Below are 19859 nucleotides of genomic sequence, written 5' to 3' on the forward strand. Positions count from 1 at the left end.
TTCTCGAAGACACCTTCCGGACCGCCGGCCCGGCTGATGGCTGCAATTGCGATCAAGCGTGGCCGGGCTGCGCTCCGGCGGGGCGCCCCGCCCTGCAGCGGAGCGCGGACCTGCCATGCGGTGATCGCGCTAGCGCGTCAGCACCAGCCATCAGCCGGGCCTGCGAACCCTCCAAAATCTCTCCTTTTTTTGATTATTCCTTCGAAGCGCCGATCGCGCCCACCGGGCGCGCGGGTCTCCTCTCGGCCGGCGCGGTCATCGCGGACGAGGGCGATGAGCCGCAGACGAGAGATTGCCGGTCGCGTGCTCGCGAAATGGAACGCACGCGGCTTCTCGCTGGAGGCGGTTCCTGACCTTGTCGAACTGTGGATGGCCGGTGAGATCGATAGCGCCGAAATGTATCGCCGCTATCTGGCAGCGCTGCAGGCGCAGGCGGCTGCGCGCCACGCTCGAAGGGGTGAGGAAGCGCCTGAGCGTTCCGGCCTCACGACGTTCGGGGCCAATCCAGACGCCATGCCGGCGACCGCGACGGCTCCGTCTGAGCCCGCCGGCTGATCCGACCGGGGTCGGCGTCACAGCGCAGGCAATTGAGCGACAATGAAGCGTATCGGAGCTTTCAGCATAGCGCCGCGCGGTTCGCGCGGGAAAGCGGGAATTCGCGTCCTGTGTCGGACGTGAACCGAGGGCAGCCGCAGGAGCTTCAGCATAGCGGTCCGAAGGAGAAGCGGGACCGACTGCCTCACGGCCGACACAGTCCGCTCGAGCAGACCGCGGGAAAAACTAGAGACAACCGCATGCATCGTCGAGGGGACAAATGGCAGGTCTGCCGCGGGCGGCCCGCAGGCGCGGGTTCGCGTTGGGCGCCTCCTCACAGAAACAGGGAGCAAAGACGGCCTTCAACTCGACCGCCCCGGTCGACGTCAGGCCTTGCGGGCTGCGTCGACCGACCACGCGCCGCTGCCGGCGATGAAGAGATCAGGAAGATGAAGCAGAACAGGATCGCCGCCTCCCCTTGGTTGACGGCCGGATAAAATGCCTTCGGCGCATGTCCCATGAAATAGGCAAAGGCCATTTCGCCAGACAGCAGGAAAGCGACGGGGCGCGTGAACAGGCCGATCGCGATCAGGGCGCCGCCGAAGACTTCCAGGCAGGCTACGACCATCAGCAACGGCGGCAGGTTGCCGTCGCCTCCGGCGGGAAAACCGAAAAGCTTCATCGTGCCGTGCTCGATGAAGAGGAGGGCGGTTATGATCCGCAGCAGCGCCAGCGCGTGCGGTCTATATCGGGAAAAACGTTCTAAGGACTGCACTTCAACCTCATGTCGTCAATGTTTGACGCGAGGACGGATATCGCCGGAAGTGCCGCTTTTGCAAATTGACTCAGGAGCGTTAGAAATCACACCGGATTGAGCAGAGATTGACCACCCGTTCTGGAAACAGTGCCTTCACGATCACGGCGATTGCCTGACAATAATGAGGCAGCCCCGACAAAGCATCGGGCGCCCCACGTAGCGCTCAAGCCACTCGACGATCTTCATCGGCGACGTCTTCCTCTTGCGTCGCCGCAGCCATGAAACTCGGCTGCGCGTGCTCCAGATATGATCGAGCTTTTCGCACGGCTCATGAGCCGGACCTCCACGCTTTTGCGCTGTATGATCCCAGCCCGCATGCGGTCGATTGAGGCGCGGTCGGAGACATCGCAGTAGCCGTGGAAGTGACGCAGGCCGCCGCTCAGCCGCAGCTCGAAGGAGACGCGGGCGGCGATGAACTCGCGCAGTGCGAAAAGGTCGCCGCGGAAGAAGAGAGGTGGCAGGATCTCAAACATGCGGTCGTGGTCGCCCTCGCTACCCTCGAACCACTCGCCGCTATAACGGCTGCCGCTGGCGCTCTCGTCGTCGGCGGGTGCCTGGGCGTGACGGTTGAAGAGGGCATACATCCGCTGGCGGGCGGCGACGCCCTCGAAGGTCTTGCGCGGTTCGGCGGCGACGATCGGAATAGGAGAGATGGGTGCTGCTTTGGGATGTGGCCGAAGGGTGGCGTATTGACCTCCACCTCTGTCCTTTGATCACCTCTCCCCCGCGGTCGCCTTGGCACGAGCATGTCAGGGGCCGCGGGCGGCGGGCGAAGCTTACCCTTGACGCGGTCGCACCGCATGCGGCAGCCCGTCTCCTTCCCGTCTTTCCTTCCATTCCTCATTCCAGTCGACCGCCTTCGGTCGCAGCCGCCGAAAGTCGGCGCCGGCTTGGTCGGCCAGATGGCGCAGTCGGTCTGCGTAAACGTCCCCTTGCGGATCGGCATCGGTTGCCGCCACAAGGAGACGGTTGGCGGCGACGATCGCGATGGCGTGCGCGGTCGTCGGTGACCATCCGCCGCCGGTGCTGGTATAGAGCGTGTCGGAGCGGACCGCTTCGAGTGCGGCCAGGCTCAGGGCATCGACCGCCGCCTCGGTGATACAGACGCGCGGTGCGGACCGATCGCCGAAACGAAACAACGACTTGAAGCCGCCTTTGGCGAATCCGCGCCAGTCGGGACCGCGCTCCTCCCAGCCCGACAGGGTTGCGGTCTCGTCGTCATGGCGAAACCACGCGCTGCCACAGGGTCCCTGCCGGATCAGGCCGGCGCCGGCCGCATGCAGCAGCACGGCGCGTGGCAAGGCCCTCGTCTCTTCCAGATAGATCGTCGCCGGCGAGCCCGGGCCAAGCGCCGGACGGCGCGCCCAACGTGCGGCGACCGGCATCGGATCGGTGCGGCGGGCCGGGAGCCGGGCCACGACCTGAAAGTCCCGGACGCCGGCGAGCGCGCCGAGATGCTTAAGTGCAGCCGGAAAACTTACCCGCTCGATCAGACGCACCAGCGAAAACACGTCGCCTTTCATCTCCGACAGCGGATCGAACCAGCCGGCCCCCTGATGGGTGACGATCAGGATCTCGCTGCCGCGCCGGAACTTCTGCGCGCCGCGGCTGCTTTCCCTGATATCGAGGGCAAAGCCAGCCTGACTCAGCACCAGCGCGCAGGACACCCTGGCGCGCAATTCCTCTATTCTTTCCCTGTTCATGATTTTCTCCGATTGCCCTTCTCACGATGGAGGTCTGGCCAAAACCCGGGCGCGAAGGCCTGGGCTGCAAGGGCGCGGTCGCGGGACTGATGGAACGAGAAAACGGTCCGCGGCGAAGCTTCCCTTGCGGCCAAGATGCCGCAAGCGCCAAACGCGTCAGGGATAGAAGCCTTTCCCAAGAGCAAGACGGTGCGGCAGCACCGGTTTGCGCGCAGCCGACAGCCCAGGCCGCCAGGCGACACCGATCCTCAACCGGGCAAGAAGCACAGCGGCGCATATCTGCGCAGAGCCTCTGTCTCGATCTTGTAGACGGCCGCATCGTCCTGCACCTCCCGCGGGCCTTGTATGACGCATGGCAGCCTACCGTCGTCGAAACCGGCCTTCCTTCGTCGTCGGGCACCACCGCTTCGCCATCGAGGATGGCGGTCCCGAAGGGCCGCTCGCTGGCGGCGGTAACGATGGCCGGAAAGCGATCCCTACAGTCGTGCCCGCCACGGGTCAGGAAGCGCACCGCGCCGTGCTCGACATGGATCGCCAGCCGGTGGCCGTCGAGCCTGACCTCGTAGAGCTAGCGCGCTCCGGCGGCTTATCTTTCAGGAGTGCCATGCAGGATTCGGCCGGCAAACCAGGCCGGTCACAGCAGCAAGGGCTTCTCGGCGACGGTCTTCTTTTTCGACCAGAGTTCGGTCGTGCGGTCCATGGCGAGCAATTCCGGCGGAAACGTCCGCTCCTCAAATGCCCGCGCGTCGTCGAAGCTTCCGTGCAGCCATTGCTCGTATTCGTCCTTGTGGAGCAGGACGGGCATGCGGTTGTGAACAGGCTCTATCGCCTCGTTGGCATTGGTCATGCCCCCGGAATATAAGGGATCCATTGGTCGCTGACACGCCACAGGCCAGCCCAGGCGAAGATCGGGTCGTCCCGAAGCGAAAACCAGGTCCGCGTCATGCGTCCCTTCGGCCCTTCGGCTTCGGCCAAAATGCCTCAGCGGGATCAGGCACCGTGCCTGCGGTTTGCGGGCCAAGCCGCCCACATCCTTCCCCGAGATCGGCAATGTTGTTGACGGGTTTGGATTTCGCCTCGGGCTTCATGTCTTTCAGACGGAGCAAAAACCCCAACACCATCGACCGCAGCTCGCGCACAGCCTCGGTGACGACCATACCGGGCGTCCCCGGATAGACCTCTTCCGGAGCATTCGATGCCATCGGGTTCGGCACGCCTAAATGGGCGGCGACCTCGACTGCCGATTTGCGGACGGTATAAAGGTTGCACATGCGGTCTTCCTTCAGGTTGGCTAGGCTATCACAACATAGAGCGGCTCGACGGGCGGAGAATCGCGCCTCGCGGTGGAGAGCCGCTCTGCCAGCGGTCGCGGGTCTCAAGCACGTCGAGGTCCTCGGAACGCATGGGATCGCGAAACTGGAACCTAATGACCTCTTGGATGTTGCCATGGAGCCATCGTTCATATTCTTCAGGCTTCAAGAGGATCGGCATGCGGTCGTTCAACGGCCGGACTCGCTCGTTCGCCTCCCCTGTCATCCCCGCGAAAGCGGCTCCAAATTCCGGCGTATTCCTGCAGAAGCCAGCCCAGGCCAAGAGCGGCTGCCGATTGAGGCTGAACCACGTCCTCGTCTTCTCACCCTTGCGGCCGTCGGGATTGGCGAAATGGGTGATCGGGATCAGACAGCGATACCGGGGATCGACGACCGTGCGTTCCCACATCGGGTTCGTCAGATCGGCGACGAGGCCGAGCCGTGTCGGCGGACCGTCGCGCGTCTTTCGCGGAAAACCCCACGGTATCGATTTCAGATTACGAAGGCCGTTCTTCTCAAACACGATGAGGCCCTGGGTCCCCTCGATCGTTTCGCTCGGCACATCGAAGGAGGCCGGAACGTCGATGCCGAAGTGCTCGACGATCTCCTCGATGCTTTTCGTGACGGCGAAGAGGCGGGACATCGTGTCGGTTCCTACTCCCGGCCTGCTTGATGGAGAATGCGAAGCCGCATGATTTCTCCGGCCAGCATCAGCATCCCCGCACTGACGAGGACATCGACCGCGTCTTCTTGTCCTGCCAAACGCGCCAGCGTCGGCATGTCCGACATGAAGCCTGGCTGAAGGGCGAATGTGGTTCCGTTCAAACGAAGCAGTTCCTGCTGTGCGTGAACGGTCGCGATGCCGCGGTCGATCAATCGGCGGCGTTTGACGGGCTTGATCGCGCGCAAGGTATTCGCCGCTTCGACCAGTTCAGAGATGAAGTCCGTCGTGGTCGTAATGCCTTTGGCTCAAAGGTTGGTTTTCGCATCTCGATGCCAGAGCATAACCCAACGCCCGTTGCTTTCCGAATTGAATTCCTGGGGCCGGGTGCCGAAATCGGCGCTCACTTACCCCTGTCGGATAGAGGATTGCCGAACAGATCGGTCGGAGGAGTGCTTTTCACATCCGCCTTCAGGTCACTCACCCTCCCCCCGAACGAGCGGGCGCTATTGGGCTTACCGCACCAGAGGGCGATCGCGATTTTCTCCCCCGCCTTTATGTCTCGGTGCGCGATCAGATACCCTTGGTGATCCGGCGCGGCCTCACGTCCCATTTTTTCGTTTTCGAAAAGGCATACCTCGCCCGGCTTCGCTTCGTAGCCCATGTCGTCCTCCGATGGTTTAAACAGAAGAAGAAGGGCTCAAAAAAGTCCGAGCCCTGAAATTCAGTCGCATCGTTGGCTACGCCGAATTTGAATCTATGGACGCCTCAGGCATCCAGCGGCTTCAACATAGCCTTCAACTCATCGGGTTGCCGCACTCCGAAGAGATACCAGTTGACCAGATTATGAGCGTAATGCTCGGCGTCGGGATGCTGAAGGGTAATGTTGCGCTCTTCGCATACCTGCTCGAGGACCTGCCGTAGCAGCGACAAATCCTTGGGCTCGAGCGTGTCGTAAGAAGCGAAAACCATATTCCCCATACCTTCGACGCCGCAAATAGCCATTTTAGGATTTACTGGCATCTGTGAACTTTCGTAGGCGATTTCGCATGGTGCGAGAGCCAGCAGACAGGGCCGCTGATGAGCCTCCAGGAACTCGAGCTTGATCGAATACTCGCTGAGATCGGCCCGGCTCCGCGACGATCAGCGGCAGCGCGGCCGCTCTCGTGGCAGCTCAACCCGGCGCTGCTATTGCACGGATGGCATCGGTGGTCTCGCAAAAGCATGGCGGCAATACCGACCTGTCGATCGAGCGTCTCGACTCCCTTCTTTCGCAGTTGAAGAACGCACCGAGAGCGGCAGGTAGCATCGACTGTTCTGATCGATGCATATCGTCACGATTCCAAAGCGGCCGAGAAACGCGCGGCTCTCATCGATGCGACGCGCGAACCATTGGCGTCCGCTCATCTGCTGATCGAATTGCTGGAATCGATGGAAGATGCTTCCCATAAGGTCGCCGACCATGTCGCAAGTGATTTCGGCGGCGGGGTCAAACTCATCTGCGCGGCATTCCGGGCAGTGATGATGGCGGTCGAAAACAATCTGCGCGACGATGACGCCGAGCAACTCCGGGAGCGCACCACTTCCAATCATTCCAGCCTCGTCGCCCGGTTCGATTTGGTCGGAAAAGCATTGCGACGAGCAGGATCGACCTAGGCTCGCTGTCGTGCAGCCTGGCGCCCAATCTGTATCGTGTCGGAACTCCTAATGAGAGAGGCCGTTTCGATGGAGACGCAACTCAGGGAGATCGACATGTCTGACAATGACGAAAAGACCGTGATGACCGCTTCCGGCAACAAAGTCGACGAGAGCTTGTCGACGAACCCTGGACGGTCTCGCGACATGAATTCTGATCAGCGCCGGGAACTCGAGGAACTACGAGCCGAGCTCAAGTATCTTCGCAGCGCAGTCAGACGCCCGGCGCTGGCCAGATCGACATCAAGCGTCGCAGGCGTGGCCTCGGTGCGCGAGGAGGTGGAGCACCAAATCAGGCTGCAGCCTATCGCGTCGGTCGCGCTCGCGGCAGTTGTTGGTTTTGTTTACGGGATCGCTCGATGACCGAACCATCAACGAATGCTTCGCGCCTGGCTGAAGAATACGTCGGTCTTGGCGGAAAACGCAAAGGCAAACTCGACGACAACATCGTCAGCACGCGGATATGGGACGACGAGCCGAAAGAAGCCGCCCAGTTCTGGCGCGACAAGATCGAACCGCTGTCCGAAAAGGAACGGCGGGACGTGGAAACGAACCTTCCCAACATGAACCCGGGTTGACGGGCAATCCCGGAGTGGACGACGCCCTGTTCAATAATAATTCCGGCTTTTCACCTTCAGCGTGTCAATATGCAGGTCGGGGATGTAAATGTCCCTGGCCTGCATCGCCGGTTTCGGATCGTCGCGCGGTTCAGGTCCGCCGCCATGTTTGACCTGATCACCCCCACGACCATGGCAAGACGAACCCGCTATCCCGATCGCCAAGGCTCGAAAGATCGCTCGAAAAAGCAAACAACCTCTGGGCGACGAGATGCACGACCTCGCCCTCACGCTGGATTTTTCCGTTGATGCCCATCATCGACGCCGTCATCAGCACCCGCCTCTGCTTCTCGAGAAGCGACGGCCAGACCACGGCGTTGACGATCCCGGTCTCGTCTTCGAGTGTCAGGAACATCACGCCCTTGACCGAACCGGGTCGCTGTCGCACCAGGACAAGGCCCGCCGTCCAAATCCACCGGCAATCGCGTTGGCTCATCGCCTCCACACAGGTGACGATGCGTTTTGCCGTGAGATCCACGCGCAGGAAGGTCATCGGGTGGGCGCGCAGGGTAAGCCCGGTGTTGATGTGGTTCGCAACGACTTCCCTACCCCCGGGTCATCGATTTCAGGGAAACGCTGGCTCCTGTATCTCGGACTCTGTCATCGATACGTGCTCGGCCGCGGCTGCCCATAGTTCCAGGGGTTGATCGCGACGGAGTAGATTCACATCGGCTGGCTATTGATGAGCGCCGCACAGAAGATATCGGGGTGATGGCATTTCATCCATGACGACGCATAGGCGATGAGCGCGAAGCTCGCGGCATGCTTTCGGGAAAGCCGTAGGATCCGAAGGCCCCCAACTGGCTGAAGGTGCGCTCGGCGAAATCGGATGTGTAGCCGTTCTTGACCATGCCGCCGACCAGCTTGTCCTTGAATTTCGAGACGCCGCCTGTCAACTTGAATGTCGCCATGGCGCGTCGGAGCTGATCCGCCTCGCCGGCGCTGAAACCCGCGCAAACCATTGCAACCTTCATCGCCGGTTCCTGGAGACAGCGGGACGCCGAGGGTCTTCCCGAGGACGGCTTCGAGCTCCGGTGTGACATCGACATGCCAAGGCGGCAACGCGCTTGCTGAAATTCTGTTTGAGAGAAATCGTTTGCCATATCAGCCAAGTTTCCGCTGCAGAAACGCCAGCACTTTCGCCGCACCGAGTGAGGATATCGTGTACCCGACACCTGGTTCGACGTTCACTTCGACCTTGACCCCGGTCGCGCCGAGCTGGGCCGCGGCAAGGTCGAGGCTTGGGCCGGGATGGTCATGTCGCTCTTACCTTGCACCAGGAGCATCGGCTTATCCTTGCTCGCTGCCGATGTCGGCTGAGGCGGCAGCAGACCAGCAAAGGCAACCAGGGCCCCGAGGTTCCACCGCCCGGACGCAACCGCGTCGAGCGCGACGATCGCGCCTTGGGAAACGCTGACGAAGGCGATCCGGTCGTGAGCGGCCCCGAATCCTTCCCGTTCGACGACGCTCATGCCCAGCCATTCTCCCTGTCGAGAGTTTTGATCGCGTCGCCGATCTGCTGAATCGTCACCGCATGATCAGAGCGAAGCAAGACCCTGCCATCTGAGCTGATAAGAACGACACCCGGTTTTTCATCCTCCGGATTGCCCAGCACCTCCACCTTCAGCCTGTCAGTCGGAAGCGTAGCGTGAATGCCGTTCAGGAGGACGCCATCGCCTTCGGAGGGTATACTGACAACGGATACGTTCAGCAGCCGTAATCGGTCGCGGTCGATCCATAGGAGATCGTTATGCCAGTCCTTAAGCGTTGTTCTGCCGTTTTCGAACACGATGAGGACGCGTCGTCCGGGGGCTATGTCGGTAGCGGCGTCGGATATCGGTATCGCGCCGGTTATTTCCGCGACAAGTGACTGCAGGGCCATGATCGAGCCTTCTCTATCTAAGAAGCGGAGACCACCGCGGGTTCCGTCCATGCAATCGAACCGGGCGTCGCCCGGAAGGTTCCGCCGTTTCCTCCTCTGATGCACGCTCGACGTCGCTGGCCGTTGCGTCCGGTTCGCTTGCGCCCGCTCGTGCGATCAGTTCGCGCGGGCCGATACACGCCCTGAATCCTCTGATCTTTTTATCGTCGAATTCAAGGACGCTAACGCCTGAGTACGAGACGGACTGACCGTCGATGACACCCACGCTCTGCCATTAAATCGCGGCGGCTTTTCCGCTTGCGAACGTGGCATCGTCGTTGAACAGACTGGCGATGACGTCGACGTTGCCGGACTCTTCCAGTCGATGCAGGGCATCCATGAATTTTACGGTAAAGGTCATTTGGCCTCCTTGGGTTCTCCATTCAAACCTCACCACCGGATGGCTGTTCCGTCAGCGCCTATCTTCCTGGGCGGAATCAGGCACGCTATGGCTCGTTTTCGCGGAAATAGGAGAAACGACATGCCGAGCGGATCACTCAACGCTACCCGCCGTCCTCGCCGTCGCGGGTTATCAAAACCGCGACAAGATCGCTGGAATCCTCAAAGGGGTCACCGAGCGTCCTCAGTCGGCGCCCGGTGGCGCAACGCAAGGCTCTACGCCGAACGCCTCCATGTCGCCGACTTCGGGTGGCTTCGACGACATTCTATCATCAACGGCGGCCTCAGCGACTTGATCGATTGGTTCAAACAGGCTGGACAGGAAAGGAAGGCTGAGTCTTGGGTCAAGCCGGGCGCGAACGAACCGATTGACGACAGCGAACTCGCATCGGCACTTGGTCCGGACGTCCTGCGCGATATCGCCGCGCGAACAGGGCTGTCCGAGGAGGAGGTCCTGAAGAGACTGTCAAAGAACCTTCCCGACGCCGTGGATGGTCTGACGCCTGACGGATCGTTTCCGCCAGCCTCGCCTATTTGATTCCTGAACCCTCACAACCGATGAAGTCTAAAGCAGCTGTCGCAGCTCGTTCAGACAGCCAAGGAGGAAAGAATGGATGTCTCTTCGACAACCCTCACTTCGACAAGCCACCAGATCGCCGAGGACCTTTTCAACGCGCGCGTCAGCAAGGGCTATACCGTTGACCAGCTGGAGATAGCCACCGGGCTGACGGAAAGCGAGATCAGGCGTGTGGAGGAGGGTCGCGGAAATCTCAGCTCGAGCTTATATCCGCCGGATACGCATCGCATTGAGCTGACTTAGGAAAAAGTGATTGGTGGCAGCTTCTGCATTTCAGTGCCGGAGTATGCCAGCGTCTGCGGCTGCCTTCCTGAAAGCTTTCTCTGCTACACCCGAGTCCACCCTACCATCAACTGCGCCCATGCACGCCCTGCGAGCGGCGGCAAAAGCTTTGCCGCCGCGGGTGGGCCAACAGGTCATCAAACACGCGAGCGCTTCGCGACTGTTGCTGACGCTCTTGAAGTGATCTCCGCAATCAAGGCTAACTTCAACCGTCGGTTCCCAAAGTTCGGTAGACATTCCAACACCCGTTTTCCGATTTTCGTTTCGTCTGGCAACGTTGCTTGAGAGGCGGCGTTCCGTCGTAGGACTTAGGTCCCAAGTCTATAGCGAAGGTTCACCTGCGCGTCAGAACCGGATGACTGTAGTGGTGCCATCCACATCCCTCACGGCGTTGCTGGCCGACTGCGATCCCGCCCCCGAACACTGTTTCCTGCCGCCCGTGAACGGCTGATACGTGTTGTCCGCAATCCTATACGAGCTGTACCGCTCCATGCACCACCGCACGGTCGCATCGGGCACGCTCGCCCGATCAATATCCGCGACCTGATCGACCGAAGCTGCCGGAGTTTCGACGGGTGCGTTACAGGCCTGACGCTGACCGCCGCCGTATGGCTGGTAGGTGTTGTCGCTCGGGTTATATGAGCGGTAGCGCGCGCCGCACCACTGCTGCGTCCTGGCCGCCTGCCGTTGCGCGAGGAGGACATCGGACGGCGCACCCTGCTCGCCAGCCGCGTCAGTGGTCCTTGCCGAACTGAGCATCACCTTAACCCGCTGCGCGGGCTTGGCCTCAGCCACCATCGTATCTGCAGACAGAGCAGCTGGGAGCCGTTCATATACCTGTAGATTGGGATCAACTCTTCTAACTTCCGTTGGCCACAAAGGCTCGCCGTTCAGGTCGGTGAATGTGTGGGGGGCAGGAGGTTCAGCAAGGTCGGATGCTAGCTGCATACTGCCTGCGGCGATCGGCAGAAGGCAGGAAGCGAGGAGAAGGGCTGTGAGTAGTTCGCGCATGGGGACATTGACCTAATGATTTTGCCCCCCGAATGCCGACCGAGATGAGTTTGTTCCTAAGCCAAAAGTCCGATCTCGGGGTTTGAGTTTCATCGGCGTTATCTTGTTTTGACAGAGGCCGCTGACGAGTTGAGGTCCGGAACCATGCCTCATGCGCGACAAAAACGGCGGGAAATTGGAAAGATCGCGGGCATCATCCGCGTTTTCGCCCACCCCAGAATGATACCAAAACAGCTCATCAACGCTGTCAATGAACGGCATCGGGATGCCAGCCGCAAGGAAATTGCCCGAGCCGCCTTTCCTGCGTGTCATCAAGACAACGAAAAATAGTACTGAAGACATTTAGGCACTTCATGATCTCGCTCGGGATGCGCGCAACGGCGGCGATACCTGACGAGGGTCCTAACCGCATTAAGATTTCATTGTGCCGTCATGAAACTTCAGGCCGCCTGAACACTTCTGGCTGCAGATCTCCAAAAGGATTTCACGATGTCAGACAAATTCGAACGAGTTTAAGTGCAAATACCGTTCCTGGACGACTTGCGCCGCGACAGCCAGACGATAGTCGAAATAACTGTCGAGGCGCATATGATGCACGGCCGTTTTCCTGGGATGTCGATCCACAGGATATGGCGAGGGCGTTGTCGTCTGCAGCGGCCCTTCCGAGGGTCATCTGGTCCACATTAATATCGCTCGCCTACTCGATGCCGCAAATGCCGATCAATCTGTTTGCATGACCAGCGACGTCCAATCGTTAACCCCTCAATCGGGGTCGAGGGGTTGCATGCTTCTCGTCCTGCAATGTTGCAGGCCGAATCTCGGCCTTCATGACCCTCCGCCCAATGCGGATACGTGACTTAGGCCGTCAACCTACCCTCGCCTTCCGTCGTGACGTGACAGCCTTGCCTTTGGGCATATACACGATCTCGCCGCGTTCCGCCGTCACGGTTCCCGCGCCCGTCGACACCGACACCGGTCCTTTTCCGGTGGTCGCTTCTTGGTTCGATTTACATGCGCGCTTGACTCCGCGTCACTGATCGGCGCGGTACCAAAGCTTTCGAAGTTGATGATATCAGGATGTGGTAGTTTATTGCCTCATCATTAACTTATTCTCGCCTTGCGATGAACAAACTCCGGCATATTCTTCGCTGTGAACAATAGAGTGAGCGGTATGTATGACGAATAACAGTAAACGCAAAAATTTAGATAAATCTAAAACAACTTCCGATATAGATTTTACCGAGGAGGAACTTGAGCAGGGTGCACTCGACATCACAAACGCGCTCACTTTTGATCCGAACCCCCGGCTGAATGTTGTGCTATCGAAAGATGCAAGACCCTCTCCTGAGGACGTGAAGAAGACCTCCTAGGCCTGCTCATTCGCACCGTGAAATACCAGCTTCACCTGTTGCTATGGACTTCGACACCTCCAAGATGGCCCGGGTCCTCGTCGACGTTCAACTACGGAGTTTTCAGAAGCGTTCCTTGAGACGCCACAGGTCTCACTTGCATGCTGGCATCCCCGGTCATGGAGTGGACAGACCCGGCGGAGGCTTCTGTTCTCAATTGCCAAATACAACGCTGCAGATGCTAGCGGCTTCTCCGGGTGATTTGACGGCCGATCGCTGGGTACTCCGGCTGCAGGTCGGAAAAATCAACTGGGCGTCGATCCCGACAACTGACCGTGATCTTATGTTTCAACTGCTGGATTCTCGAGCTTCATTGTCCTCGAGGCTTCGAAGGAGCCAAGTCAACGTGGCATGGCTGCTGATATAGGCGTCGCTTCCAAGAGATGGACGGGCAACCCAGCCCCGGCCAAATAGTCTCTTGCGCCCAGCGCCGCCGGTTTCTATTGGTCGGGAGGCGGGAATCACGGGAAGGCTGGCATGATTGCGAAGATCTGGACTGTTAGCAGAGGGCCTGTGGCAGCGACGCAGATCGACGTCGAAAAGGCACAGGTCATCAACGCATTGATTGAGCCGCCGGCGGCAATCCTTCCATCATTACCTGGTGATCTGGTCAAGCCGTTTTCGAAAGGGCTGTTTGATCAATTCCGGCAACGATTAAAGCCGGGTATCGGGGCGACCACGCTACGGCGCGCCATCGGCGCTTTTGTACATTCCCGGCGGTACTATTTCGCGAGTGCTCAACCCGATGCTATGCGCCATTCAATTGACGGTTTGCCCACCGAAGCAGTTTCCGCTGAGGACCGTCTGCTCGCGCAACTTCGTTTTGTGGAGTTAAAGCGCAAACATTCCCGGATGCAAGGGCAGAATGCTGCTTCCCCTGGCGCGCTCATAACAAACATCGGAGTAGACCAGAGCGGATCTCCTCATCCTCTAACGATAGATTAAGTCAAGTCGACGATCTACCTCCGGCTCATTTGCCATCGATGGGGCGCACCCGAATATGGAAAACTGTTTGATATCAAATGATTAGGCTTTCTCTGACAAAACCATTGGCTGAAGCTCTTGGTAAGACGCTTCCCGAGCAAGGTACAGCTTTGGTGATAGGATATTGATCTGGGAAAGTCACGCTTGACCGCCAGACATGTGTGCCAGTGTTCGGAACACCAACATCCTTAATCTCGAATAGATTTCCAACATTCTGTTCGGGCGTCGCTGTGTTGCCGATCTCGTGAGAGCGTGGCAACACCGGTATACGCGTGTCTCTTTCGTTCTATCGATAAACGGGTTATTTGCGGCCCCTTCAAGCGGCCCCTTGCTGAGGTTGACTCTTTGCGCGGACCAAAGCCATTAACATCGGGCTGAGGCTGAATTCGCCGCGCTCGGCCTTACGCGTCAGATCGCGCAAATAGCCGCCGGCCGAGTTGATTTGGTCTCCTCTCTCAAGGATGCATGCGATGATGACTGCGGCATGTTCTGGGCCCATCGCCGCACACGCATCCTGGTAGGCCGAGGGACTGACACCCAGCATTGTGCGCACCACGTCCGCCGCAGCCATCAGATCGCGCCAACCCGAAACGATGCCAGCGCTCGAGTAATCGGCGATCTGAGGGCAGGCTCGCAGGACCAGACCAAGCGAGAGTGATCGTAGACCGGCGACTTGGCTAGTTCTCGTCAATACCATTCCAACAGCGGCCAGTGGTCCTGATGCCAACTTCGCCTCAACGTCAGGTGCGATGGCGAGTGACGATGGTTTTTCCAGCGCGGTTTCGGTGCCATCTTCAAGTTCAGAGAAAGATTCGGATTGTGAATTCTGTATATGCCGCTCATTTTGAGAGACATTGCCGCTTACTTTCTCGATTTTTAGCTGTGTTTCCAGAGCGTTGAAGATTTCGTCGCGGAAAGCACTCAGTTCGTTGTAAAGTTCTTCCAGCTGTCGCGCGCTTGCAGGCCGTGGCAATCGGGCGAGAGCCGATTTCAACATTTCCGTCATTGCCTGCCAGTCGCCGGCCATGTCCTCTTCTATGGCCGTTTCGATGAGCTTGGTTATGTCCCGCCGGCAGACCGTTAATTGTTCGCGCAACCTTTGAAGGTTCAGTCGCGCGTCGGCAACGTCTTGTGCCAGTCTTTCAATCTCCAGGGCTCGCGCAAGAAGCGGCGCGAATGAAAAACCGAATGCGTCGCAAATGTTACCGCCGCGCCCGCGTCGGGCAAACCGCTTGCCGTTCGCGCTGTCTTTTCGAAGAAGAAGGCCGGCTTCGATAAGTGCGGCAATATGCCGGCGGATCGTCTGCTCCGCCATGCCATGCGCCCTTAGTGACAACTGAGTGTTGGATGGAAAGACGATCAATCCATTGTCCTCGGAAAGTTCGTCATGGGGGTAAAAGCTCAAAAGCGCGTTTAGCACCGAGAGCGCTCGGTCATTGATACCGAGCGATGATCGGGCTTCGCAGAGCGAGCGGTATAGTCTCCATTTGTTGACCGACACACCGGGCTTGATCTTGCGCGCCATCATCTGGCTTGCGAGCATGCCAAGCGACACCGATCGCCGCCCAAAAGGCGTCGTTACATGTCCACTTTCCATTGTCTTTCACCTTTCATCAGGCAAAAGAAATCCGCTCACCAAAAAGGTGCCAAAGACTCTTGACTAGGATTCGTGGAAATGCGATTCTCGTTCTTGCTTAGAGAATTGAGAGAGGCTTCCACGGCGGTACCGTTTTGGGGGCCTTTTTCTTTTGTACTGCTGCTCCTTTTGCTAGCTCAACTTTCCTCGACCACACCTAGTTTGAGGGGCTGGTCTGGTGTTCATATTCACGCATCAGGTCCGGCATTCGCTCTGCCAGCCATCGCGCAAAGGCATCTTCGGCCTTTGGAATCGTTACAGTCGTGCCGGAAGCGGAATTTTTCATTCGGCCGAAATGCCGTCCTCCCAGCGCGAATTCGACAGTTTCAGCCGGTTTGACACTGTGTGTCATCGTTGTGCCAGCTGCCGCCATCATGGCGATGCCGATCCGACCAGCACCGTCGGCCTGCCGAAATCCGCTGGTTTGGACCACATCACGAACCGCACTGATTTTGCTGCCGTCTTTGAGGAGATCGGCAAACGCTGTCCACTTTGGTCGGCCGACCGCTTTTGCACGGCCGATGGCAAATACGACATCACTTGGAACGACGGACGTCACGCGGAAAAGCTGGGAGACAGCAGCCTCGGTGAGACCGAGAACTGGGCAAATTGCGCGGTTTGATAATCCTGCTTCTTTCAATTGAAGCGCCCACATGGCTTGCTCGATCCAGGTGAGGTTTTCCCGAATTCCATTTTCGACGGCCTGTTCTTCAATAAGCTGTCGATCTGTTAGATCGCGCACATAGGCCTTTATCTTGACCGTCTCCGGCCGGTCGGTCTGTCCCATCATAGACTTGATGGCATTTAGGCGCCGGTGGCCATAAGCTAACTGATAGTGGTCGCGCTTGCTCGGATGAGGACGAACCAGAACCGGAATTTTCTGGCCCTCAGTCGCGATCGACATTTTCAAGGCGTCGAGTTCAGCCTCCGCTTCTTCATCGTTATCGAAACGATCCTGATAGGGCGAGCGATCAATCTTGGCGGGATCGAGAGATAGGATCGTATCCTCACCCAGATGCGTGAGTGCCCTACCGACATTCGAGATGACCGGTGACGAATGCCGCCGGCCGGAAACGGGCTTTTCTGTCTCGTCAGATTCGGCAACATCCGTGCGGTTTTCCGCCTCTTCGGCCATGCGGCGCAGAATGCTTTTTTTCATGGACGGCGCCCCCATACCTGATGAGCCAAACCAAGGATTTCGAAGTTGACGCGATCGGCACTTTCCACGGCGCGTTTTAGTGCCTCGCGACCCACCTCCCCGGCTTCGAGCTCGTAGAGACTTTTCTTGGCGACAGCCGCACCTGCAATTGCGGTGGATTCGAGAGCCTCGGCGACGAGCACGTCGTTGCCGAAAAGCCTTCGCATCACACCCGCCATGTATTTTTGCGGTCCGTCATTCGGATTGACGCGTGTCAGGAGGAAGCGGAAGAAGTCGTGTTCGAACCGCGCACCAAATTGATCGAGCACTTCGGAGAGATCTGAGATCATGATCAGGAACTGATTACATGATGCAACGTCGAGCATCGCGGGATGGACGGTGACGATCAGCGCAGTCGCAGCATAAAGCGCTGCAAGCGTTGAGTAACCGAGTGACGGCGGCGTATCGAGGATGACAAAATCATAACGATCTTCAACACTAGCGATTGCCCTGCCGAGGCGTTCGAAGAATAAGCCTAGGTCATCACGCGTTTTAGAGGTCAGATAGGTCGGGGTATCGAACTCGAAATCCATCAATTCGAGATTACCGGGGACAAGGTCTATTCCTGGAAAATAGGTCGGGCGAATGACGTCTGCGAAGGTCCGTCTTTCGTTGTCGTATCGAATTGCCGCATATGCGGTCTCGTTGTCACCGAGATCAAATTCCGGCTGCAGTCCGAAAAGCGCGGTCATTGACGCCTGGGGGTCAAGATCGACGCAAAGAACGCGGTAACCTTGAACGCCAAGAAAATGCGCAAGATGGATCGACGTGGTGGTCTTGGAACTTCCGCCTTTGAAATTGACTGTGGCGATGACTTGGAGTTTCTCGTTGTCGCGACGGTAGGGCAGAAGCTGTCCGGCCTCGTCTGGACGCTGAGACGCAAGGAATGATCGTAGCTCTTTAACCTGCCCGATCGTGTAGGTGCGGCGATTGTTTTCGGCCCGTTCAGGAACAGGTCCTTTGCCCTCTATCGACAGCTGGCGCAATGTACTTTCGGGAACGGCGAGAAGGCGGGCCAGATCCATCGTCGAGAACGTCTTGGCGAAGGTCTTTTTCGCTTCCGGGGGATAGACTGCCTCGCGCATGTCGCGCAGTTCTGCCGAGAGCTTCGACGTATAGGCGTCGATTTTCGAGGCGGTGTCTCTGACGTTTTTAGATGCAGCTTGCGGCATCTCATCCTCTTGACGGTTTTCGTCCCTTTACGGAGCTTTATCCGTCGACGTTGCCAGAGACCATCCGATTCCACAAGGGGTTTTTGGTTAATCAATTCTAAACGGTGAAGGGCTTCGTTTGGCCCGGAAAGGGGAGCGTGTCGAGGTGACCTTTACAGTTGTAAAGTTTTCCACTGGAATCGTCCAGGGCTTGGAGCTTTACAATTGTAAAGTCGAGTGCGCTCGTTGCAGCTCCATTGTCCGCGAGTCTCAGGCCAAATTCCAATTTCGGCTTGGAGGCGCTAAAATAGAGGAGGCACGCATTCGGCTGTCGGCTTTTCACGACTGGTCGCTCACGGTGTATTTTGGAAGCGAGAACAGGCTACAGATCATCCAGCGGCGGCGGTGATCATCATATGCAAGACGGTCCCAAGACTTCCGCGCGCGATCAATAGGTCTCCGCTCTCGAACGTAGACGGATGTCAGGGTGTTGCTGCAAATAATTGCCCCTCCCCTCATGTCGAATGATTGAGGGCCCGATGCGGGGGGCGCCCAGCCTTGAAGTCTCAAGGCGTCTAGCGCGGCCCCGGGGACGCTGTCCTGATTGCCCGCCTGAGCTTCGCCTCGTTGTGCGAGAGGCGAGGGAACTGCTAGGCTACGCGACCGACACTCGCCTCCTCGCTCGCCGGTGCCAATGGCCGGTGGTCGAAGATCAGTTCCTGCCATGTTGTTAAAAGGGCATGTTTTGGTGATAGGGATCCAACTGGCCACTTTGTCCGTGCGTGACCCCAACCGGAAACCGCTCGGGTATTTTGAATTTGAGGTGGTCTTACAATGACCTGATTGGAACACTTCGAGGTCATCGTCTGCTTCGGCGACAGGTGATGGCAGAGGCTTAATCGGCGGAGGCCACCGGCTCCGAGAGATTTGCCGGCCGGGAGGCCCTTCGTATTCCTTTGGGGATCTCTGCCGCGACGATAATACGATCAGGGCCGCAAGCATCACTTCCCACCTCACCTCATCCTCCGCCCGCGTCCGCGCATCTTTGACAACTCCGACACTTCTGGCAAATGCAACCACGCTTTCGCCAGTGGGAGGCCACGGGGGATCCGGATCCTGCTCGAACGCAAAGCTCGGTGTCTTCGGCAGACTGATCCTCGCGACTTTATTGATTTCATGGTTGGGAGCGTTAGGCTTCAAACTGGATGGGATGGAGTCTCGATGCGGCGTCAAAGCGGTTCATCCGTCAAAGATCGGTCGGATCAGGATTCGAGGAGTTACTTCGGCAACGCGCATTTTCGGCCGCTGAGGCGCGCGACGGATCATCAAGATATGAAAGAAATCAGCAATGCCGGTTCTTATGCTGGCAATCCGCCAATGCGACAGGTCGAGATTGCGCAAAGCTCTCGACTAGGCTCCGGTTCCTGAAGTCATGTTGGTCGATTGCGCGTACGATGGAGCTTTCTGAATATGCCGATCCTCGCTGGTTGGCGGGGAAGGAGTGACGGTGGAAAATTTTGGCGTTGGGCCTATTGCCGTCCGGCGAGGGTGGGTCTGCTCCGGCGCCGAATTCGACATTGTTGCTCGCATTCGATCCGTTGACGCGGCTGTGGGTCCTCTCCTACTGGAGAAGGAAGACCAGGCTTATGCTACGCGGTCGCTGATCACTTCTGAAACAACTGGCTTTAAATCTGCCTTCTCAAAAATTGGATCGAGACTGGCCTGATGAAGCTGGCGCCTCCGGGATATCTAGATTGAGTTAACCGCACAGTCCGTGGGATGAACCGGGCCGTTTTTTAACGCAGAGATCCGTTGATGTGGCAGGTCTTTGCTCTGAGACCGAACCTTGGATCGCCGAAAGCTGGAGTTTTCCGGCTTTGATCACGATGGCTGGCTGGTTGCACCACCGGGATTATGCAGGTCAATCGGGACGTTATATCCGATCGCCGAGTGA

Annotated in this window: 24 protein-coding genes and 3 pseudogenes; 7 read left to right on the plus strand and 20 right to left on the minus strand. The window is 58.4% G+C overall.

Annotated elements, in window-relative coordinates:
- Positions 1-273 precede the first annotated feature (273 nt).
- A complete protein-coding gene (locus tag KX729_RS28885; protein ID WP_219745923.1) occupies positions 274-555 on the plus strand; it encodes a hypothetical protein in 282 nt (93 codons plus the stop codon).
- 365 nt (positions 556-920) lie between these two features.
- Here KX729_RS28885 and KX729_RS28890 read toward each other — a convergent pair.
- The 10 genes and pseudogenes from KX729_RS28890 to KX729_RS28930 all read right to left on the minus strand — a co-directional run bounded on the left by KX729_RS28890 (position 921) and on the right by KX729_RS28930 (position 6048).
- Positions 921-1309 (minus strand): annotated as a pseudogene (locus tag KX729_RS28890) (DoxX family protein).
- A 224-nt stretch (positions 1310-1533) separates the two neighbouring features.
- Entirely contained in the window at positions 1534-1935 is a 402-nt protein-coding gene (locus tag KX729_RS28895; RefSeq protein ID WP_219745924.1) for a DUF1419 domain-containing protein, read from the minus strand.
- Between the two features lie 192 nt (positions 1936-2127).
- Positions 2128-3054 (minus strand): DUF3991 and toprim domain-containing protein, encoded by a 927-nt coding sequence (locus KX729_RS28900; protein WP_219745925.1) that lies wholly within the window; start codon positions 3052-3054, stop codon positions 2128-2130.
- Between the two features lie 436 nt (positions 3055-3490).
- Positions 3491-3565, minus strand: a pseudogene (locus KX729_RS34675) (hypothetical protein); the annotation flags it as partial.
- Positions 3566-3688: 123 nt separating this feature from the next.
- The gene (locus KX729_RS33865) at positions 3689-3901 is read right to left on the minus strand and encodes an SOS response-associated peptidase family protein (RefSeq protein WP_246617933.1); all 213 of its coding nucleotides are present in this window, start codon (positions 3899-3901) and stop codon (positions 3689-3691) included.
- A 94-nt stretch (positions 3902-3995) separates the two neighbouring features.
- Positions 3996-4325 carry a hypothetical protein gene (locus KX729_RS33870; protein ID WP_246617934.1) on the minus strand — a complete coding sequence of 110 codons (330 nt, stop codon included), beginning with the start codon at positions 4323-4325 and terminating at the stop codon, positions 3996-3998.
- Between the two features lie 28 nt (positions 4326-4353).
- The gene (locus KX729_RS28915; protein ID WP_219745926.1) at positions 4354-5007 is read right to left on the minus strand and encodes an SOS response-associated peptidase family protein; all 654 of its coding nucleotides are present in this window, start codon (positions 5005-5007) and stop codon (positions 4354-4356) included.
- 11 nt (positions 5008-5018) lie between these two features.
- The gene (locus KX729_RS28920; RefSeq protein ID WP_219745927.1) at positions 5019-5273 is read right to left on the minus strand and encodes a hypothetical protein; all 255 of its coding nucleotides are present in this window, start codon (positions 5271-5273) and stop codon (positions 5019-5021) included.
- A gap of 155 nt (positions 5274-5428) precedes the next feature.
- Positions 5429-5689, minus strand: coding sequence for a hypothetical protein (locus KX729_RS28925; RefSeq protein WP_219745928.1), 261 nt, complete (start codon positions 5687-5689; stop codon positions 5429-5431).
- Positions 5690-5793: 104 nt separating this feature from the next.
- Entirely contained in the window at positions 5794-6048 is a 255-nt protein-coding gene (locus KX729_RS28930; protein ID WP_219745929.1) for a hypothetical protein, read from the minus strand.
- A gap of 297 nt (positions 6049-6345) precedes the next feature.
- On the opposite strand from KX729_RS28930, the gene KX729_RS28935 reads away from it, so the two are divergent.
- From KX729_RS28935 to KX729_RS28945, 3 genes are all read left to right on the plus strand, one after another.
- The gene (locus KX729_RS28935) at positions 6346-6681 is read left to right on the plus strand and encodes a cyclodeaminase/cyclohydrolase family protein (RefSeq protein WP_312992566.1); all 336 of its coding nucleotides are present in this window, start codon (positions 6346-6348) and stop codon (positions 6679-6681) included.
- A 96-nt stretch (positions 6682-6777) separates the two neighbouring features.
- Positions 6778-7083, plus strand: a complete 306-nt coding sequence (locus KX729_RS28940; RefSeq protein WP_219745930.1) for a hypothetical protein — start codon at positions 6778-6780, stop codon at positions 7081-7083.
- Positions 7080-7298, plus strand: coding sequence for a hypothetical protein (locus tag KX729_RS28945; RefSeq protein WP_219745931.1), 219 nt, complete (start codon positions 7080-7082; stop codon positions 7296-7298). The genes KX729_RS28940 and KX729_RS28945 overlap by 4 nt, the downstream gene beginning before the upstream one ends.
- 30 nt (positions 7299-7328) lie before the next feature.
- Here KX729_RS28945 and KX729_RS28950 read toward each other — a convergent pair.
- From KX729_RS28950 to KX729_RS34295, 4 genes and pseudogenes are all read right to left on the minus strand, one after another.
- Positions 7329-8369: pseudogene (locus KX729_RS28950) on the minus strand (OB-fold nucleic acid binding domain-containing protein); the annotation flags it as partial.
- 155 nt (positions 8370-8524) lie between these two features.
- Entirely contained in the window at positions 8525-8809 is a 285-nt protein-coding gene (locus KX729_RS28955; RefSeq protein WP_246617936.1) for an alpha/beta hydrolase, read from the minus strand.
- Entirely contained in the window at positions 8806-9219 is a 414-nt protein-coding gene (locus KX729_RS28960; protein ID WP_219745932.1) for a hypothetical protein, read from the minus strand. The genes KX729_RS28955 and KX729_RS28960 overlap by 4 nt, the downstream gene beginning before the upstream one ends.
- A 274-nt stretch (positions 9220-9493) precedes the next feature.
- On the minus strand, positions 9494-9619 hold the full coding sequence (locus tag KX729_RS34295) for a hypothetical protein (protein WP_281423282.1): 126 nt from the start codon (positions 9617-9619) through the stop codon (positions 9494-9496).
- Positions 9620-9739: 120 nt separating this feature from the next.
- Between KX729_RS34295 and KX729_RS34870 the strand changes: the two genes are divergently transcribed.
- Both KX729_RS34870 and KX729_RS28970 read left to right on the plus strand, forming a co-directional pair.
- The gene (locus KX729_RS34870; RefSeq protein WP_219745933.1) at positions 9740-10195 is read left to right on the plus strand and encodes a YidB family protein; all 456 of its coding nucleotides are present in this window, start codon (positions 9740-9742) and stop codon (positions 10193-10195) included.
- 72 nt (positions 10196-10267) lie between these two features.
- Positions 10268-10477, plus strand: coding sequence for a hypothetical protein (locus KX729_RS28970; RefSeq protein WP_219745953.1), 210 nt, complete (start codon positions 10268-10270; stop codon positions 10475-10477).
- Positions 10478-10507: 30 nt separating this feature from the next.
- On the opposite strand, the gene KX729_RS28975 is transcribed toward KX729_RS28970, so the two are convergent.
- From KX729_RS28975 to KX729_RS28985, 3 genes are all read right to left on the minus strand, one after another.
- On the minus strand, positions 10508-10753 hold the full coding sequence (locus KX729_RS28975; protein ID WP_219745934.1) for a DUF982 domain-containing protein: 246 nt from the start codon (positions 10751-10753) through the stop codon (positions 10508-10510).
- A 108-nt stretch (positions 10754-10861) separates the two neighbouring features.
- Positions 10862-11311, minus strand: a complete 450-nt coding sequence (locus KX729_RS28980) for a BA14K family protein (RefSeq protein ID WP_219745935.1) — start codon at positions 11309-11311, stop codon at positions 10862-10864.
- Between the two features lie 228 nt (positions 11312-11539).
- Positions 11540-11869, minus strand: coding sequence for a hypothetical protein (locus KX729_RS28985; RefSeq protein WP_219745936.1), 330 nt, complete (start codon positions 11867-11869; stop codon positions 11540-11542).
- 1544 nt (positions 11870-13413) lie between these two features.
- Between KX729_RS28985 and KX729_RS28990 the strand changes: the two genes are divergently transcribed.
- A complete protein-coding gene (locus KX729_RS28990) occupies positions 13414-13881 on the plus strand; it encodes a ProQ/FINO family protein (protein ID WP_246617938.1) in 468 nt (155 codons plus the stop codon).
- A gap of 355 nt (positions 13882-14236) precedes the next feature.
- On the opposite strand, the gene repC is transcribed toward KX729_RS28990, so the two are convergent.
- The 3 genes from repC to repA all read right to left on the minus strand — a co-directional run bounded on the left by repC (position 14237) and on the right by repA (position 17926).
- Entirely contained in the window at positions 14237-15517 is a 1281-nt protein-coding gene (gene repC / locus KX729_RS28995) for a plasmid replication protein RepC (protein WP_219745937.1), read from the minus strand.
- Positions 15518-15713: 196 nt separating this feature from the next.
- Positions 15714-16715, minus strand: coding sequence for a plasmid partitioning protein RepB (repB, locus tag KX729_RS29000; protein ID WP_219745938.1), 1002 nt, complete (start codon positions 16713-16715; stop codon positions 15714-15716).
- Positions 16712-17926, minus strand: a complete 1215-nt coding sequence (gene repA, locus KX729_RS29005; protein ID WP_219745939.1) for a plasmid partitioning protein RepA — start codon at positions 17924-17926, stop codon at positions 16712-16714. The genes repB and repA overlap by 4 nt, the downstream gene beginning before the upstream one ends.
- Between the last annotated feature and the right edge of the window lie 1933 nt (positions 17927-19859).

The sequence above is a fragment of the Neorhizobium populisoli genome, assembly GCF_019430945.1.
In the GTDB taxonomy this organism is placed as follows: domain Bacteria; phylum Pseudomonadota; class Alphaproteobacteria; order Rhizobiales; family Rhizobiaceae; genus Neorhizobium; species Neorhizobium populisoli.